The sequence below is a fragment of the Methylobacterium sp. CM6241 genome (assembly GCF_054817845.1).
Genome location: NZ_CM139246.1, coordinates 1,441,156 through 1,458,251, shown reverse-complemented (window position 1 = coordinate 1,458,251; position 17,096 = coordinate 1,441,156). Strand labels below are relative to the sequence as shown.

General features: G+C 68.0%; 14 protein-coding genes. 9 read left to right on the top strand and 5 right to left on the bottom strand.

The window, feature by feature from the left end; genetic code table 11:
• From ACYQR9_RS06765 to ACYQR9_RS06740, 6 genes are all read left to right on the top strand, one after another.
• Nucleotides 1–1,293, top strand: coding sequence for an MATE family efflux transporter (locus tag ACYQR9_RS06765; RefSeq protein WP_311275884.1), 1,293 nt, complete (start codon nucleotides 1–3; stop codon nucleotides 1,291–1,293).
• A 103-nt stretch (nucleotides 1,294–1,396) separates the two neighbouring features.
• Nucleotides 1,397–2,581 (top strand): GNAT family N-acetyltransferase, encoded by a 1,185-nt coding sequence (locus ACYQR9_RS06760; protein WP_461229116.1) that lies wholly within the window; start codon nucleotides 1,397–1,399, stop codon nucleotides 2,579–2,581.
• 656 nt (nucleotides 2,582–3,237) lie between these two features.
• A complete protein-coding gene (locus tag ACYQR9_RS06755; RefSeq protein ID WP_056454015.1) occupies nucleotides 3,238–3,660 on the top strand; it encodes a helix-turn-helix domain-containing protein in 423 nt (140 codons plus the stop codon).
• Nucleotides 3,661–3,798: 138 nt separating this feature from the next.
• A complete protein-coding gene (gene metK / locus ACYQR9_RS06750) occupies nucleotides 3,799–4,977 on the top strand; it encodes a methionine adenosyltransferase (RefSeq protein WP_207412970.1) in 1,179 nt (392 codons plus the stop codon).
• 3 nt (nucleotides 4,978–4,980) lie between these two features.
• On the top strand, nucleotides 4,981–5,718 hold the full coding sequence (gene trmB, locus ACYQR9_RS06745; protein ID WP_461229115.1) for a tRNA (guanosine(46)-N7)-methyltransferase TrmB: 738 nt from the start codon (nucleotides 4,981–4,983) through the stop codon (nucleotides 5,716–5,718).
• A gap of 209 nt (nucleotides 5,719–5,927) precedes the next feature.
• Nucleotides 5,928–7,688 (top strand): sensor histidine kinase, encoded by a 1,761-nt coding sequence (locus ACYQR9_RS06740; RefSeq protein ID WP_461229114.1) that lies wholly within the window; start codon nucleotides 5,928–5,930, stop codon nucleotides 7,686–7,688.
• A gap of 7 nt (nucleotides 7,689–7,695) precedes the next feature.
• Here the strand turns inward: ACYQR9_RS06740 and ACYQR9_RS06735 are convergent, their stop codons facing one another.
• The gene (locus ACYQR9_RS06735; RefSeq protein ID WP_461229113.1) at nucleotides 7,696–8,646 is read right to left on the bottom strand and encodes a hypothetical protein; all 951 of its coding nucleotides are present in this window, start codon (nucleotides 8,644–8,646) and stop codon (nucleotides 7,696–7,698) included.
• A gap of 238 nt (nucleotides 8,647–8,884) precedes the next feature.
• Between ACYQR9_RS06735 and ACYQR9_RS06730 the strand changes: the two genes are divergently transcribed.
• Both ACYQR9_RS06730 and murJ read left to right on the top strand, forming a co-directional pair.
• A complete protein-coding gene (locus tag ACYQR9_RS06730) occupies nucleotides 8,885–9,484 on the top strand; it encodes a superoxide dismutase (RefSeq protein WP_018041792.1) in 600 nt (199 codons plus the stop codon).
• Nucleotides 9,485–9,743: 259 nt separating this feature from the next.
• Nucleotides 9,744–11,273 (top strand): murein biosynthesis integral membrane protein MurJ, encoded by a 1,530-nt coding sequence (gene murJ, locus ACYQR9_RS06725; protein ID WP_461229112.1) that lies wholly within the window; start codon nucleotides 9,744–9,746, stop codon nucleotides 11,271–11,273.
• A gap of 10 nt (nucleotides 11,274–11,283) precedes the next feature.
• Here the strand turns inward: murJ and ACYQR9_RS06720 are convergent, their stop codons facing one another.
• The 4 genes from ACYQR9_RS06720 to tlpA form a co-directional block, all read right to left on the bottom strand.
• Complete coding sequence (locus ACYQR9_RS06720) at nucleotides 11,284–11,568, bottom strand: hypothetical protein (protein WP_461229111.1); 285 nt, start codon at nucleotides 11,566–11,568, stop codon at nucleotides 11,284–11,286.
• A 209-nt stretch (nucleotides 11,569–11,777) separates the two neighbouring features.
• Nucleotides 11,778–12,944: a YncE family protein gene (locus ACYQR9_RS06715; RefSeq protein WP_461229110.1), complete on the bottom strand. Its 1,167-nt coding sequence runs from the start codon at nucleotides 12,942–12,944 to the stop codon at nucleotides 11,778–11,780.
• Between the two features lie 121 nt (nucleotides 12,945–13,065).
• Nucleotides 13,066–14,754, bottom strand: coding sequence for a methyl-accepting chemotaxis protein (locus ACYQR9_RS06710; RefSeq protein ID WP_461229109.1), 1,689 nt, complete (start codon nucleotides 14,752–14,754; stop codon nucleotides 13,066–13,068).
• 228 nt (nucleotides 14,755–14,982) lie between these two features.
• Nucleotides 14,983–15,630 (bottom strand): thiol:disulfide interchange protein TlpA, encoded by a 648-nt coding sequence (tlpA, locus tag ACYQR9_RS06705; protein ID WP_461229742.1) that lies wholly within the window; start codon nucleotides 15,628–15,630, stop codon nucleotides 14,983–14,985.
• Nucleotides 15,631–15,684: 54 nt separating this feature from the next.
• On the opposite strand from tlpA, the gene argH reads away from it, so the two are divergent.
• Nucleotides 15,685–17,082, top strand: a complete 1,398-nt coding sequence (gene argH / locus ACYQR9_RS06700; protein WP_461229108.1) for an argininosuccinate lyase — start codon at nucleotides 15,685–15,687, stop codon at nucleotides 17,080–17,082.
• The last annotated feature ends 14 nt before the right edge of the window (nucleotides 17,083–17,096 follow it).

Genomic DNA, 17,096 nt, shown 5'->3' with positions numbered 1-17,096 from the left:
ATGCACGGTCTGAACCGCCTCGCGCGCCGCTTCATCCTCATGCTGGGGGGCGAAGTCACCCAGAGCGCCTTCCATTTCGGGATCAACATCGTCCTCGCGCGAAGCCTGAGCCCGCACGATTACGGGCGCTTCGCCATTCTCTTTCTCGTGGGTGGACTGGCGCTCACCTACATCCGGTCGCTGGCAGGCGTGCCGGCCACCATCACCATTCCGCCGCGCGCCGGACGCCGCGCGGCGCGTGGTTTCGATGTGACCTTCGGTACGGTGGCGGTCATCCTCTCCGCGGCGATCGGGGCCGGGGTCTGCGCGGCGCTGATGGCCACTTCGGACATCAACGCCCTCGCGGGGAGCCTCTTCGTCGGCCTCTGGTCGCTGCGCAGCTATCTTCGCCTCGCGCTCTTCGCCAAGCACCGGCCGGCGATCTCGGGGCTGGGAGACGTGGTCTTCGCCCTCTCGGGCACCGCCTTTACCGTGGCGATGATCCATTTCCAGGGCGCGCCCGGCCTCGACGAGACCCTGTTCGCCCTGGCCTGCGCCAACGGCCTCGGCATCGTCGCATCGCTCGCGCTGCTGCGGGAGCCGATCCGGCTCAGCCTCGGCCGCTCGGTGCGCCGCCGCTACGGGGCGATGATCCCGACCCTGTCGTGGTCGCTGGTCAACGTCACCACCGCCAACGTCCAGGGCCAGGGGCAGAGCCTTCTCGTGGCCGCCATCGCGGGGCCGGCTGCCTATGCGCCGATGGCCGCCACCTTCGTGCTGTTCTCACCCCTGCGGCTCTCGGCATCCGCCCTCATCAACATGGTCCAGCCCGAGGTGGCGGGCCATCTCGCCCGAGGCGACTTCCCCCTCGCGCGCCGCTTCGCCTTCATCTGCTCCGGCCTGCTGGGGCTCGGCTGCATCGCCTACGGCGTCATCATCCTCTGGGCGCTCGAACTCATCGAGCACAAGCTGTTTGCCGGCCAGTTCACGGCGGCGCCGATGACGCTGATCGCGGTGGCGGCCTGGGCCATCGTCACGGTCTCCCTCATTCATGCGCCGATGAGGGTGCTGATGGAGACGATGCAGGAATTCCGTCCCCTGGCGGTCATCGCGGGCGTGAGCGTGGGAATCGGCGCCGTCGCCGTCATCGGCCTGCTCCTGATCGCTCAACCGGCTTGGTCGCTCTTCGGCGTCCTGGGTTCGGAAGTCGTGGTCCTGGCGGGCTGCCTGTGGATGCTGAAGCCCTGGAGCTCAGCCCGTCACCCGATGCAGCCCGGCCTCGGCGGCGATCTCGAAGCAAGGCCCGGGCGATGACCCTCAACTCCCTCGGCGAGGCCCCTCGCGCCGTCCATCGCGGCATGTCCGCCGCCCAGGCGGAAGCGTTCCGCCATACCACGATAGCCAGGACATCCCAGTCATGAGCGTGATCCCGGAACGTCCCGCACCGACGCTCCCCGTCTCCGCCCGCCGCTACAGCGCCCGCCTGCATACGACGATGGCGACGGTCGCCGATCTCTGGAGCCGGCTAGAGACCGACGGGACTGCCACGGCCTATCAGCGTCTCGATTGGGCGACGGCGGTGGCGGAGCGTCTGAGCACCGAATCCAAGGCCGAGCCGATCATTGTCGAGGTGGTCGACGCCAACGGACATCCGGTCATGCTGGTCCCCCTGGCGCGCCTGCGCCGGCGCGGCCACCACGCGATCACCTGGCTCGATCTCGGGGTCTGCGACTACGCGGCGCCGATCCTCGCCCCCGGGATCGACCTCTCCGCCGACGAGATGCCCCAGGCCTGGACGGCGATCCGGGACGTGCTTCCCCGGACCGACCTGATCCAGATCAGCCGGATCCCCGACGATGTGAATGGCCGGCCGAACCCGTTCGCCTTCCTGCCCGGCAACCGCCGGATGGACATGCAGGCCTCGGGCGTCGCCATCGAGGGCGATGCCGAGACGCTGCTGTCGCGCCTGTGTCGTCCCAGCACCCTGAAGGACATGGCCAAGCTGCGCCGCCGGCTGGAGCGTGCCGGCGCCGTCACCTTCGTAGAGGCGCGAAGCGCCGGCGAGGTGGACCGGATCTTCGATGCGCTGGTCGAGCAGCGCCGCTCGCGTTTCGCCGAGATAGGCCGGTTCAACCTTCTCTCCCGGCCCGATGTCGAAGCCTTCTACCGCGACGGCGCGCATCGAGGCCTGACCGGCGGACCGGTCCGCCTGTTCGGATTGGCGGTCGACGGAGAATGGATCGCCTGCGCCTACGGCCTCGTCCATGGCGGCACCTTCCATGGCATCCTCCTGACCATGGCGGGCGAGGCCTGGCGCAACACCTCACCGGGCCTCCACATCGTCGCGGAAACCCTGCGCTGGGCCCGCGCCGAGGGACTCGGCTATTTCGATTTCACGGTCGGCGTGATGCCCTACAAGTCGGATTTCGGGGTTCAGACCCGGGATCTGAGCGAGCTCTTCGAGGTCGTGACCCTGCGCGGCCATCTGGTGAAGCGCCTGATCGCGGGAACCGAAGCCTCGAAGATCTGGCTGCGGGGCCATCCGGAATGGTTTGCCCGCGCGCAGAAGGCGCGCCGGTGGCTCCGGCGCAAAGTCGCCTGAGGGGACCGGCCGGAAGCCGGCCGCCGGCGACGAGGGGTAAAGCCAGGCCTATCGCTTCGAGCGATTAGCCTGCTGCCCTCGTCCGTACCGGTTGGCCTACCCGCCCGATGATGCTAGGGGAACACGTGGTGAGTCTCCGTAGCTCAGCTGGACAGAGCACAGGTTTCCTAAACTTCAATTGGGCGCCGCGATGGGAAACCGCGCGGCGGATCCGCTCAAATTCGGGGAACGCCCAAGGCTGGCACGCGTGCTGGCCCGGCCGATCCCGAGCCAAGCCCCGGACTCATCCGGGGAAGGTGTAGAGACTAGACGGGCGGCGCCTAAAGATCGCGACGGGTCAATCCCCACCGGTCCATGGCGAAGGGATAGTCCAGACCACGAACGCTCCTGCACGGAGCGGCGGCGGAAGCCGAAGTGGGATGAAACCTGGGGTCGCAGGTTCGAGACCTGCCGGGGACGCCACCTCTCCATTCTCGACGTATCGTCCATATCCTGGACAAGGTGACGGCTCGGAATAGCACACCGCGCCGTGCTTTTTCGGGTTGGGTTGAACCTGCGAACGTGGAAGAAACAGTAGCTGCGAGCGCCCTGAGCGACGACGATCTGCCCAAGTGCACGGCTCGCGACAGGATTCATGAGACTGCACGGGATCCGACATGGCTGGACAAAAGACCGATGCACGCGATGTCCATGTCGGCCTGCGCATTTCCGAGCAGAGGAAGAAATCGGCCCTGACCCAGAAGCGCGTCGCCCAGAGCTTCGGCATGTCGGCAGCGCAGCTTCAAAAATACGAAAAGGGTATCAATCGCATCAGCGCGATCCATCTCGAGATTCTCAGCCGGATGACCGGTATGCCGATCGAATATTTCTTCGATGGCATGGAGCGCAGCGACGATGTTCCGGCTCAGGGGTTGAGCGAGGCACCGCAGCGGGCTTTCGTGAGGCAGGAGGGTCCGCAGGCCCAATGGGTCGGCCTCGTCGATGTCGTCGCCAAGCACGTGACGGAGCATTTCTCCGATGCCAGCCGCCGGGAATTCGCTGCCGCGATCCACGCCCTCGACGAGAAACTAAACGGCTGATCTAAAGTATGTTTTGTTCGTTTTAGCGGATACGTTCGGTTTGTCGTCTTGACCGGTCGAAGTGGGAGTGCCAGAAGCTCTCCGTTCCGAATACCGGGTCTAACGCTGCCGAGGCGAACCCGAAACCGGGGGGCCCAGATGCCGCGTTCCAACTACCTGTTCACCAGCGAGTCGGTCTCCGAAGGCCATCCGGACAAGGTCTGTGACCGGATCTCGGACACCATCGTCGATGCCTATCTGGCGGCGATGCCAGAAGCCCGCCTCGGGGTCGAGACCCTTGCCACCACCAACCGCATCGTCATCGCGGGTGAGGTGCGCGGCCCGGATTCCGTGACCTTCGAGCACCTGGAGCACCTCACCCGTGAAGCGGTGAAGGACATCGGCTACGAGCAGTCGGGCTTCCACTGGAAGAACAACGACATCGCGATCCACCTGCACGCCCAGTCCGCCGACATCGCGCAGGGCGTGGATTCGTCCGGCAACAAGGACGAGGGCGCCGGCGACCAGGGCATCATGTTCGGCTACGCCTCGGACGAGACGCCCGAGCTGATGCCGGCGCCGATCTACTACGCCCACAAGATCCTCAAGGACCTCGCCGACGCCCGCAAGGCGAAGCAGGGTGACGCGGCCAAGCTCGGCCCGGATGCCAAGAGCCAGGTGACGGTGCGCTACGAGAACGGCCGCCCGGTCGGGATCACGCAGATCGTACTATCCACCCAGCATCTCGACGAAACCCTCGATTCCGCCGACGTGCGCGACATCGTCGAGCCTTACATCCTGGCGGCCCTGCCCCAGGGCTGGGTCGGCGAAGAGACCGTCTGGCACGTCAATCCCACCGGAAAGTTCGTCATCGGCGGTCCCGACGGGGATGCGGGCCTCACCGGCCGCAAGATCATCGTCGACACCTATGGCGGCGCGGCACCGCACGGCGGCGGCGCCTTCTCGGGCAAGGATCCGACGAAGGTCGACCGTTCGGCGGCCTACGCCGCGCGCTACCTCGCCAAGAACGTGGTGGCCGCCGGTCTCGCCACTCGCGCCACGATCCAGCTCGCCTACGCCATCGGCGTCGCCAAGCCTCTCTCGATCTACGTGGACCTGCACGGCACCGGGACTGTGGACGAGGCCAAGCTCGAGACCGTGCTGATGGACGCTCTCGACCTCTCGCCCCGCGGCATCCGCATCGCCCTCGGCCTCAACAAGCCGATCTATGCCCGCACTTCCGCCTACGGCCATTTCGGCCGCAAGCCCGAGGATGACGGCGGCTTCTCGTGGGAGCGCACCGACCTCGCCGACAAGCTCAAGTCGGCCCTGTCCTGACCCGTGACGTACGGGCGGGATGATCTCCCGCCCGACGAGGGCGGGGCCGGAAGCGAGGGCGCGGACCGCGCCTTCTACGGCCGGCGCAAAGGCAAGCGCCTGCGTGCCGGACAAGAGCAGCGGCTGGCCGAACTGCTGCCGCGCCTGCGCGTGGCGTTGCCGAAAGCAGGCGCGAGGCTCGATCTGCCCGCACTCTTTTCAAATCCGGTCGACGAGGTCTGGCTGGAAATCGGGTTCGGCGGCGGCGAGCATCTCGCCGCCCAGGCCACGCTTTACCCGCAGGTCGGCATCATCGGCGCGGAGCCTTTCGTCAACGGCGTCGTCAAGCTGCTGCGGGCCGTCGATGACGGCGAACTCGGCAACGTCCGGATCTGGGACGAAGACGCCACTCAGCTCCTCGCCGCCATTCCCGATGCGAGCCTCGCCCGCGTCTACCTGCTCTATCCCGATCCCTGGCCTAAGCGCCGCCAACGCAAGCGGCGGTTCGTCTCGGACGAGACACTGACCGAGATCGCCCGGGTCCTGAAGCCCGGCGGCGTCTTCCGCTTCGCCAGCGACATCGACGATTATGCCGGCTGGACCCTGGTCCGCGCCGCGCGTTGCGACGCTCTCAGCTGGACCGCCGAAGCCGCCACCGACTGGAAACGCCCCTTCGCGGAATGGCCCGGCACCCGCTACGAAGCCAAGGCAATCGCGGCGGGCCGGGGCCCGACCTACCTGGAATTTCGTCGCGTAGGCTGATCGGTCGGGAGCGATGCGACCGCGCCGAGCTCCCGCACGGTTGGAATTCAGCCCTCGGGACGGGTGCGCTCCGGCACAGCTTTTTCGTCGTAAGCCCTTGCGGCGCAGAGCGTTGCGTCTTCAGATGCCACAGCAACGAGCATCCGGGGCTACCGGAGCGAGTCTTGTGCCCCATACGAGCCAGGGGCGCCGCCGAGTGAGGGTGCGGAGTGGGCAGCGGATCTGATCGAGGATCGCCAGTGCTTGGGGATGCGCGCTCCCCGGCCGACCCATATCGGCGCGGCTTCGAGGAGGCCGGGATCGGCCTGGTGATCGTCGATCACGCCACGAATCGCATCTACGATGCCAACCGGTTCCTGACGAACCTCCTGGGATACGAGACTGGAGCCCTGACAGGCCGGCCCGTCAGTGTGTTCGGAGACGATTCCGGCCTGCTCTCCACCGGCATCCGGCGCTGGACCACCGAGAGCGGCACGCCCCTCGACGTCCGTATCCGGCCATCCTCGGCCACGAACGAGGGCGTCTTCCACACCTTCGTGGTGGAACGGGTCGATGCCGATGATATCGTGCGCTCGGAGGAGAACCGCGCCGCCCTTACCGCCGCCGGGCTCGGAGAATGGCGGATCGATCTGGCCGACGGGCTCCTCAGGGTGTCGCGGCGCGCGGCCCATATCCTCGGCTTCCCGCCCGGCACGTCGCTGACCTGGCCGCAGGTCGCCGAGCTGATGGACGCGCCCGAAGTGGAAAGAGTGAAGACGACCGTCCGCACCGCGATGAGCGACGGCACTCCCTTCGCCATCGAAGCCCGCCTGCGTCGGGCGGGCGACGACGTCGAGATCCGGATCAGCGCCAGGGGGCAGGCGATCGGTGCCGTGGGCGGCCGGTCCGGAATCGTCGTCGGCGTACTGCAGGATGTGACGACGCGGGTGGAGGCGCGTGACGCCCTCCGCGAGAGCGAGGAGCGCCTGCGCATCGCCACGTCGCTGGCCGAACTCGGTATTTTCGAATGGCACATGCTGGACGACCAGGCCGTCTGGGAGAACGAGCGCATGTTCGCGATCTTCGGGCGACACCCCGAAGAGGGAGCTCTGGGCAAGCGCGAATTCCTCAACACCGTCCTCCACCCCGATGACCGGCCCGCATTCCGCCAGGCGATCTCGACGGCTCTGCGTGAGGATTCCACGCTGCAGGCCAGCGGCCGAATCCAGCGCGCGCATGACGGCGCGTGGCGCATCATCGACATGGCCGGGCGCTTCGAGAGCGATGCCCCCCATCGCCTTCCCCGCCGCCTCATCGGCGTCGTCGCCGACGTCACCGAGCGCAGGATCGCCGAGGAGCGGCAGGCGCTACTGATCCGTGAATTGCACCACCGGGTGAAGAACACGCTGGCGACCGTCCAGGCCATCGTCGGCTCGACCGCCCGCACCGCGTCGAGCATCGAGAGCTTCTACGAGGCTTTCGTGGGGCGGATCATGTCGCTGGCCCATACCCATTCGGTCCTCACCGAGGATACCTGGCAGACCGCGTCCCTGCGCAACCTTCTCGAGAACGAGCTCAGGCCCTATGGCGACGGTGCGTCGGACGGGCCGGGTATCAAGCGCATCGCACTCGACGGGCCGCCGGTGGACCTCGCCTCCGAGATCGCGGTCCCGATCGGCATGGCGATCCACGAATTGACCACCAACGCGGCGAAACACGGCGCGCTCTCGACGCAGGAGGGACGGGTCGCCATCACCTGGAGCGTCATGGAGGATGCAGGCAGCAAGACGCTGCATCTCGAATGGTCGGAATCCGATGGGCCGCCGGTGCGACCGCCGACCCGCCAGGGTTTCGGCTCACGCCTGCTGCAGCGCGTGCTCACGGCCCAGGTCCGCGCCGACATCGCCGCGAGCTATCCGCCCGAAGGGTTCCGCCTGACCATGACGGCGCCGCTGCCCGCCCGCACCGAGGGGCTGAACCCCTTGGCCTGACCGGATGTCACGCCGCTCCGCGGGCAGCTCCGTCTTCGCCGCCCGCCTCGACGAAGGCCTTCAGTTCATCCAGGGAGTCGAAGGTGAACTGGCCACGCGGCGTATCCGCCTCGATAGAGCCGTTGGAATACATCACGTAAGTGTTGCCGCCGGACGCGTAGGTGCCGACCACGGTCAGACCGGCCTTGGCGGGGCCGGCGGCCGGTTCGACCTCCTCGGGTGAAGCACGCTCCGCAACGGGCTCCGGCTCGTCGACCACCGACGACCGCAGCCCGAGCGGCTCGTCCTGATCGGCTTCACGCGGCGGCGAAGGCGGCACCACGACGGCGGGCGCTTCCACGACCGGGGGCGCGGGCTCCGGCGCGGGGATGACCGTATCGACCATCGCCATCGGCTTCACCGCCCGAGGCGGCTTGTTCGGCTTGATCCGCCGCGCCGGCACGGCATCGGCTTCCGTCCCGGGCCCTCCCGTGCGGACCTGGTCCTTTCGCGCTTCCTCGACGGAAGGAGGTGGCGGTTCGGGCAGGAGATCCGGCAGGAGCGGCGATGCCGGGTCGCTGCCGAGAGGCGAAGCCTCGTCGGTGAAATGAGGTGGCGATACGAGCCTCGGCTCAGACAGCCCCAGCGCGCTGGGGCGCTGCCGCCCGGACGGTGCCGGCTCCTCCGCGGCGTCGGTGGCGTCCAGCCCCGTCGGGTCGATGCGGCCCCGCCCCTCGGACAGGACGGCCCCCTCCGCGCCGAGCCCGGCCCCCTGCTCCAACAGGACCCGCTCCAGCCGCTTCAGGTAGGTGGCGACCACAGCAAGGCCGAGGAGGAGCGCGCCCGACGAGGCCGTGGCGGCGCCCGCGATGGTCATCGTCCATCCGCTTTCCAGCCTGACATAGGGAAAGCCCTGGACCACGGAAGCAATGCCGCCGACGATCATGACGACGGCGAGCGCGAACAGCGCGAGGATCATGGAACTCTCTAGATGACGCCTGCACGTAGGAAGTGCGGCGCGCACAGTAAGGCCCGGCCCGGGTTTTGCAAAATCGATCCGCGGAGAAATCCCCGTTCACCGTTCGATATCGGACGCCCGTTGCCCTTGGCGGAGGAGCGACTTAGGTACGAACGCGTTGGCCGGATGACGGCGCGACCCTCGCATCCCTCGGAGCGAGACCCGCCATCCTGTGCCACCAGACCCGGGAGACCTGCCGATGACCTTCACCCTGCCCGAACTGCCCTACGCCTACGACGCGCTCGGCCCATACATGTCGAAGGAGACCCTCGAGTTCCACCACGACAAGCACCACAAGGCCTATGTCGATACCGGCAACAAGCTGCTCGAAGGCACGGGTCTCGAAGGCAAGACCGTCGAGGAGATCGTCACGGCGTCCTACGGCACCAACCAGCCGCTGTTCAACAATGCCGGCCAGCACTTCAACCACCTCCATTTCTGGAACTGGATGAAGCCCAATGGCGGCGGCGCGGCCCCGGCGGCCCTGGCCGCGAAGATCGACGAGGATCTCGGCGGCTTCGACAAGTTCAAGGCGGACTTCATCCAGGCTGGCGTCAGCCAGTTCGGCTCGGGCTGGGCGTGGCTTGCGGTCAAGGACGGCAAGCTCGCGATCCTGAAGACCCCCAACGGCGAGAACCCGCTGGTCCACGGCGCCAAGCCGATCCTCGGCGTCGACGTGTGGGAGCACTCCTACTACATCGACTACCGCAACCGCCGCCCCGACTACCTCAAGGCGTTCATCGAGAACCTGGTGAACTGGGAATACGTCGAGAAGCTCTACGGCGAAGCCTCGAAGTAAGCTCCGCTCTCACGGTCGCGCCGCGGGTCTTCTGGCCCGCGGCGTTGCCTTACGGAACTGCTCGCATCCATTGAGCCTGACGAGACCGTCGGAGCGCGGCACTCCTCCCCCTTGTGGGGAGGAGTTGGAGGTGGGGGTGGCTGGGCGACCCGCTGCGGAGCCCGGCGGAACCACCCCCACCCTCGCTCCCTCCCCACAAGGGGGAGGGAAGAACGCGCATCGACGAAGCGTTCCGTTTCCCTCTCTCCGGTCGATTCGCATGATCCGCAGCATCCTTTCCGTCGGCGGCTGGACGCTGGTCTCACGCGTCACCGGCTTTGCCCGCGACGTGGTGATGGCGGCCGTGCTCGGGGCGGGGCCGGTGGCAGACGCCTTCGTCGTCGCCTTCCGCCTTCCGAACCATTTCCGCGCCATCTTCGGCGAGGGTGCGTTCAACACCGCCTTCGTCCCGAGCTATGCCGGCCTTTCGGAGACCGGCGAGGAAGGCGCGGCCAGGCGCTTCGCCACCCGCGTCTTCACCCTTCTGCTGCTGACGCAGATCGTGCTTCTCGCCCTCGCGTGGTCGGCGATGCCCTGGGTGGTGCGGGCCCTGGCACCGGGCTTCTCGGACGATCCCCTGCGCTTCGATCTCGCCGTCGCGCTGACACGGATCACCTTTCCCTACCTCCTCTTCATCACCCTGGTGACCCTGCTGTCGGGCATCCTCAATGCCCATCGCCGCTTCGCCGTGGCGGCGGGAGCGCCGGTTCTCCTCAACCTGTCGATGCTGGTGGCCCTGGCGCTGGCGGGGTTCTTCCCGAACGCCGCCTATGCCGCCGCCTGGGGCGTCTCCGTCTCGGGCGTGCTGCAATTCGGCCTCGTCTGGCTCGCCTGCCGGCGCGCGGGCATCGCGCCGGAATTGGGGAGGCCGACCTTGCGCGATCCGGCGATGACGCGGTTCTTCAAGGTGCTCGGTCCGGCGGTGATCGGCGCGGCCGGCTTCCAGATCGCCTCCTTCGCCGACACGATCATCGCGAGTTTCCTGCCCACCGGAGCGGTCTCGGCCCTCTACTACGCCGACCGGCTGTACCAGCTGCCCTTCGGCGTCATCGCCATCGCGGCGGGAACGGTGCTGCTTCCGGAGATGAGCCGGCGGATCGCCAAGGGCGACGTTGCGGGGGCGCATGCGGCGCAGAACCGGGCGGCGGGCTTCTCGCTGGCCCTGTCGGCCCCCTTCACCATCGCCTTCCTCACCCTGCCGGGCCTGATGATGACGGCGCTGTTCCAGCGCGGAGCGTTCAGCGCCGAGGATGCCGCCCGCGCCGCTTCGGTACTCGCCGCCTACGGCCTCGCCCTGCCCGCCGTGGTGCTGGTGCGCAGCGCGGTGGCGAGTTTCTACGCACGCCAGGACACGATGACGCCGCTCATCGCCTCGCTCGCCTCCATCGCCCTCAATGTCGCGCTCAAGATCGTGCTCACCGGCCCCTACGGCGTGACCGGACTGGCGCTCGCCACCGCCGTCAGCCAATGGCTGAACCTTGCGCTCCTCGTGGGGCTCGCCTGGCGCCGGGGTTGGACGGCACCAAGCCGGGGCCTCGGCATCACAATGATCGGCGTGGTCGTCGCCTGCGCCGCCCTCGCCGCCACGGCGATCTACGGCCTGCCGATTGTGGAACGGTCGGTACCGGCCCTGCCGCATTTCCGCGAGATCGTGGTGCTCGGGCTTCTCGGGCTCGTCGGCGCCCTCGTCTACGCCGCCCTGTTGCTCGGGACCCTACGGGCCTTCGGCCTGCGCCTGCGCCGGGCCTGATCCTCTCGGATCAACAGCCCCGGCAGATCCCGTTCAGGACGCGGTCCAGCTGCTTCTGCCGGTTGGTCCGCTCGTTCGGATCGACGATGGGGGCGCCGGCCGCACCAGGCGGAACGGTCTGGCCCGTGGTCGACGTATGAGGCGCCGTGACGGTGGTTTCAGGTCCGCCCCCCGTTCCGGTGACAGCGGCCCGTGCTCCAGACAGACCGACAAGGAACGACAGACCGAGAGCAACGGCGATGATGCGACCGTGACGTCCCGATCGCTCTGAACCCTCGTATCGATCTCGCATCATTCCTCCCCGCATCGTGTCGGCGGCGTGCCAGCACAGCCTATGCTTTCGGCTTGCGCGCCTCTCTCTGTATCGAAACCGAAAAACCGGTGACAAATCAGACGGGTTCCAGAATTAAATCACCGGCGATACGGGGATTAATCTCGTCCGACCGGCTGGTTCTCCGTATCGGGTCGCGCAGGCAAGGTGAGCCGCACACGGCAGTCCCGGTGTTACTGTCCGGCCCGCCCCCGCATCGAGGCCGGCTGGCCGGGAAGACTCAGCCTGAACCCCGTATCGTGAACTGCATCTCCGTCGATGCGGTAGACGCCGATGGTTCGGTCCACGTAATTTCCGATATAGATATGCGATCCCGATGGACTGAAGGCGATGCCTTGCGTCACCGCCCCCGCCTCGGCCTCTCCCGTGCGGCGGACGAGCCCCGACGGATCGATGGTGAGCAGCGCCACCGCCCCGGTCGGGGTGTAGCCGGGGCCGCTCGCCGGAGCGCTCGATCCGCGCACCACGGCCACCGCCGCGTGCCGGCCATCGGGCGAGATCGTCAGGGTTTCGGGCGTATCGCCGATGCCGAGATGATCGGTCACCACCGGGCGCGGCGCATCGGCCCGGATCACGCTGACGCTGTCGGCGTGCCCGTCGCTGGGCTCGGGGCCGGTATTGGCGGCGAGCGCCAAACGCCCGTCGGGCGTGACCTCCAACCCATAGATGCCGGGGCCGACGGGCAGGTCGAGGGCGGGATCGTAGGTGGCTTTGGCGCCGTCGAGGGCGAGGACACCCACCTTGGCCGCCTTGTTCTTGGCCACGAACGCGCGGCGCCCGTCCGGGGCGATGGCCAAAGCCGCCGCCTCGTCGCCGACATCCACGGTGGACACGGCGCGCACGTTCGTCCCGGCGATCGACAGGATCGTGACGCTGCGGCCCTCGCGGTTGGCCACGAGGGCGACATCGCCTGTCCGTGCGATCGCGAGGCCCGAGGGCTGGCGCCCGACGCGGATGGTCTCCACCAGACGCGGCGGGTCCGCGAGGAGGTCGATCACGTGGAGCCGGTCGTCCGCCTGCGCGTACCAGGCCTCGCCCTCCTGCCGCATGAGCACCGAACTCGCCACCAGCCCGAGCCGTCCGTCCGGGGTGATCTGCAGGTTGGTGGGCGGCCCGTAGACGGAATTGTCGAGAGGCAGGACATGGGCGAGGCGGGGGCGGGCCTCGTCGCTCACATCGACGATGGCCAGCGCATCGCGTCCATTGGGGCCGTTCCGGCCGCCTTCGGGCAGGAAGAAGGTTTTTCCATCGAGGCCGACGAGGAGATAGGCCGGCGCCTCGGCGGCGCAGGCGGGCGTGAGGCCGAGGAGCCCCGCCATGAAGATTCCGACGAGGCGCATCGTTCTCACTCCCAGCCGTCGCGGACGAGAGCCGCCGTGCCACCGCACCTGCCGATCCCGATGCGACGAAGGCATAATGATCCAGGACCGGGAAGGTTTGCGGCGGATCAGGCGCCCGCTGTCATGCGGCCCTGACCGTGGAGAGGAATTGCGACATCGCGGTATCGAGCTGGTTGAACTGCAGTGACAATTCCGAGGCCGAGGCGAGAACCTGGGCCGAGGCGGCCCCCGTCTCCTCGGCGGCCGAGGCCACGGCACTGACGTTGTGGGTGACCTCCCTGGTCCCGGCCGAGGCTTCGGTGACGTTGCGGACGATCTCCTGGGTCGCCGCGCCCTGCTCCTCCACGGCCGCGGCGATGGAAGCGGACACGTCGTCGATCTCACGGATGCGCTGGGTGATGCCGGCAATCGCCGAGACCGCCATGCCGGTGGAAGCCTGGACGCGTGCGATCTGGCCGGTGATCTCCTCGGTGGCCTTGGCGGTCTGGTTTGCCAGTGCCTTCACTTCGGAGGCGACCACCGCAAAGCCCCTCCCCGCCTCGCCCGCGCGCGCAGCCTCGATGGTGGCATTCAGTGCCAGCAGGTTGGTCTGGCCCGCGATCGTCGAGATCAGGGACACCACATCGCCGATACGGGCCGTGGACTCGCTGAGATCGCGAACGAGCGCGGCGGTCTCGGCCGCTTCGCTGACGGCACGCTGGGACAGGCTGGCGGAGCCTTGCATCTGGCGGCCGATCTCCTGCACCGACGAGCCGAGCTCCTCGGCGGCAGAGGCCACCGCGGTGACGTTGGCGGCGGCCGTGTCCGCCGCGGCCGCGGCATTACCGGAGCGTCGGGCGGTCATCGTGGCCGTGGCGCTCATGCTGCCCGCCGTGGCCTGCAACTCCGTGGCGGCGGCGCTGACCTGAGTGGCGATGCCGCCGACCGCGGCCTCGAACCGATCGGCCATGTCGAGCATGACCGCCCTGCGCTGGGCCTCGGCGCCGGCGCGCGCGGCTTCGGTCTCCGCCTCCAGGGCACGGGTGCGGATGATGTTGTCCTTGAACACCACGACGGATTTCGCCATCGCGCCCACTTCGTCCATGCGATCGACGCCGGGGACCTCGATATCCGTGTCGCCCCGAGCGAGAAGCTCCATGGCCGAGGTCATCCGGCGCAAGGGGCGGCTCACGGTGAGTGCCAGCATGATGGCAGCGCCTGAAGCCATCAGCGCGGCGATGGCGACGAGGACCATGGTCGAGATCACGGCACCGTCATAGGTCGCCTGCGCTTGGGTGCCGCTTTCGCGCGCCACGCGCGCTTCGTAGGTGACGAGCTTCTGAAGCTCGGCCAGCACCGCATTGATCCCCGTCGACATGGTCGTGTTGTAGGTGCGCTGGGCCTGGGCAAGGTTCCCGGCCTGCGCCTCCGTGACGATGCCGTCCTGCAACGCCAGATAGGCGACCCATTGGGTCTCGAACGCCTTGTACAGTGCCTTCTCCTCGGCCGTGTCCAGGCGAGGCGTGTAAGCCGCCTGGACGTCGCGCATCTCATCGGCACGCAATTTGAGCGTGGCGGCGACGCTGGCGCGCAGTTCCGGCGTATCCGCGGTGATCAGACGCCCGCCACTCACCCGCTGCCGCAGGACGAGAACCTGGATCCTGCCGAGCATCTCGGTCTTCGGCAGGTGATCGTCCCGCATCTCCCGCGCGATGTCATTGACGGCTTGGAGAAAATAGAGCGATGCCCCTGCGAGTGCAGCCGACAACAAGAACATGATTCCGAAGCTGGCGACGAGCTTTGCTCGAACGGAGAAAGACTTAGGAAACATGGAAGCGGCGACCTCGAAATCCGAATTTCCGATGGAACACCGAGCATGTTAAGATCCGGTAACGTCGCCGATCGATACTTGCCGCGCCCTGAGCGGCAACCGCAAAGTCGTGTCGTGTCTGTTTCTAGACTAAACACGGCCGAGGCTGCATGGCGCGAACACTGATCAGAGCGAGCATCGGGCGCTACCACGATCGGGCGCTCGGCCCAGTCTCACTTCGGCTTGGGTTCAATCCGGCGCGCGGCCGAGCGCCCTGCGTATCAGCCGCTTGGCATCCTCGCTGCCCCAATCGGCCGGTCCCTTCATCACGCCGAGGATACAGCCCTTGGCGTCCACCAGCATCGTCGTGGGCAGGCCGAGCGAACCGGTCGCCTTCTGCATCGCCGGCAGCACCCGCCCGCCGGGATCGGCATAGTAGGCGAGGTTCGTGATCCCATTCTCCTTCAGCCATTGCGGCGGCTTCTCGAGATTGCGCGTGTCCACATTGATCGCCGCGACGGTGAAGTCCGTCCCCCCCAGCGTCTGCTCGAGCCGGTCGAGGGCCGGCATCTCGGCCTTGCAGGGCGCGCACCATGTCGCCCACAGGTTCACCAGCGCGAGCCGCCCCTGTAGCTGGGCGAGCGTCCGGTCGGTGCCGTCCGGCCCCTTGAACACGAGGTCCGGCGCGGCGCGCGGAACCTTGGAGACTTCCATGGCCGCCACCTCGCCACGGGCATGGGGCGCGATGCGCGCGATCGTCTCCACGGCGCCACGGCACGGCTCGGCCACAGCCTCGCTGTTGCCGCCGGTCGGACGCGTCCCGTATACGGCGAGACCGCCCGCGATCAGGACGGCGACGACGGCTCCCGCAGCCAGGGTCGCCTTGGCTCCGGGCATCATCGTTGCGTCGCCCGACGGGTGGATGGGGCGGCCGAGAGGAACAGTGTCGACATGAGCAACCGGATGTGGGGCGGGCGCTTCGCGAGCGGCCCCGCCGAGATCATGGAGGAGATCAACGCCTCCATCGGATTCGACAAGCGCCTCGCACCCCAGGACATCCGCGGCTCGCTGGCGCATGTGGCGATGCTGGGCAAGGCGGGCATCCTGCCATTGGCCGATGTGGCAGCGATCGAGGACGGTCTCAAGGCCGTGCGCGCGGAAATCGAGGGCGGCGGCTTCGTGTTCAAGCGCGAGCTCGAGGACATCCACATGTCGGTCGAGAGCCGGCTCACCGAGATCGTCGGCCCCACCGCCGGGCGCCTGCACACGGCCCGCTCGCGCAACGACCAGGTCGCCACCGACATGAAGCTCTGGGTGCGCGACACCCTCGACAACCTCGACGAGCAGGCCGCCGGCCTGCAGCGGGCTCTGGCCGAGAAGGCGCTGGCGCACGCCGCCACGGTGATGCCGGGCTTCACCCATCTGCAATCGGCCCAGCCCGTCACGTTCGGGCACCATTGCCTGGCCTATGTGGAGATGCTGGCCCGCGACCGTGGCCGGTTCCGCGATGCCCGCGCGCGGCTCAACGAGTGCCCGCTCGGAGCCGCGGCGCTGGCCGGCACCTCCTTCCCCATCGACCGGCATGCCACGGCGGCGGCGCTCGGGTTCGACCGGCCCACCGCCAACTCCCTCGACTCGGTAGCCGACCGCGACTTCGCCCTGGAATCGCTCTCCGCCGCCTCGATCTGCGCCGTGCACCTGTCGCGCTTCGCCGAGGAACTCGTGGTCTGGACCTCGGCCCAGTTCAACTTCGTGAAACTGTCGGACGGCTACACCACCGGCTCGTCGATCATGCCACAGAAGCGCAACCCGGATGCGGCCGAGCTCGTCCGCGCCAAGTCCGGCCGCGTCATCGGCGCGCTGACCGGCCTGCTCATCGTGATGAAGGGCCTGCCGCTGGCCTATTCGAAGGACATGCAGGAGGACAAGGAAGGCACGTTCGACGCGCTGCAGGCGCTCTCCCTGTGTCTGGCCGCCATGACCGGCATGGTCCGCGACCTGGAGCCCAATGCCGACGTGCTCGCCCGCGCCGCCGGCTCCGGCTACGCCACCGCCACGGACCTCGCCGATTGGCTGGTGCGCGAACTCGGCCTACCGTTCCGCGAGGCGCATCACGTCACCGGCCGCCTCGTCGGCGCTGCATCCGCCAAGGGGATCGGGCTGGAGGAATTGGCGTTGTCCGAGATGCAGGCAGCCGAGCCGAGGATCACCGATGCGGTCTATGCGGTGCTGGGCGTGGAAAACTCCGTTTCCAGCCGCACCAGCTATGGCGGCACCGCGCCGGACAACGTGAGGACGCAGGCCACGCGCTGGCTGGCGCTGCTCGACGCGCCAGCCGCGACAGCGTGATTCACAGGGCGACA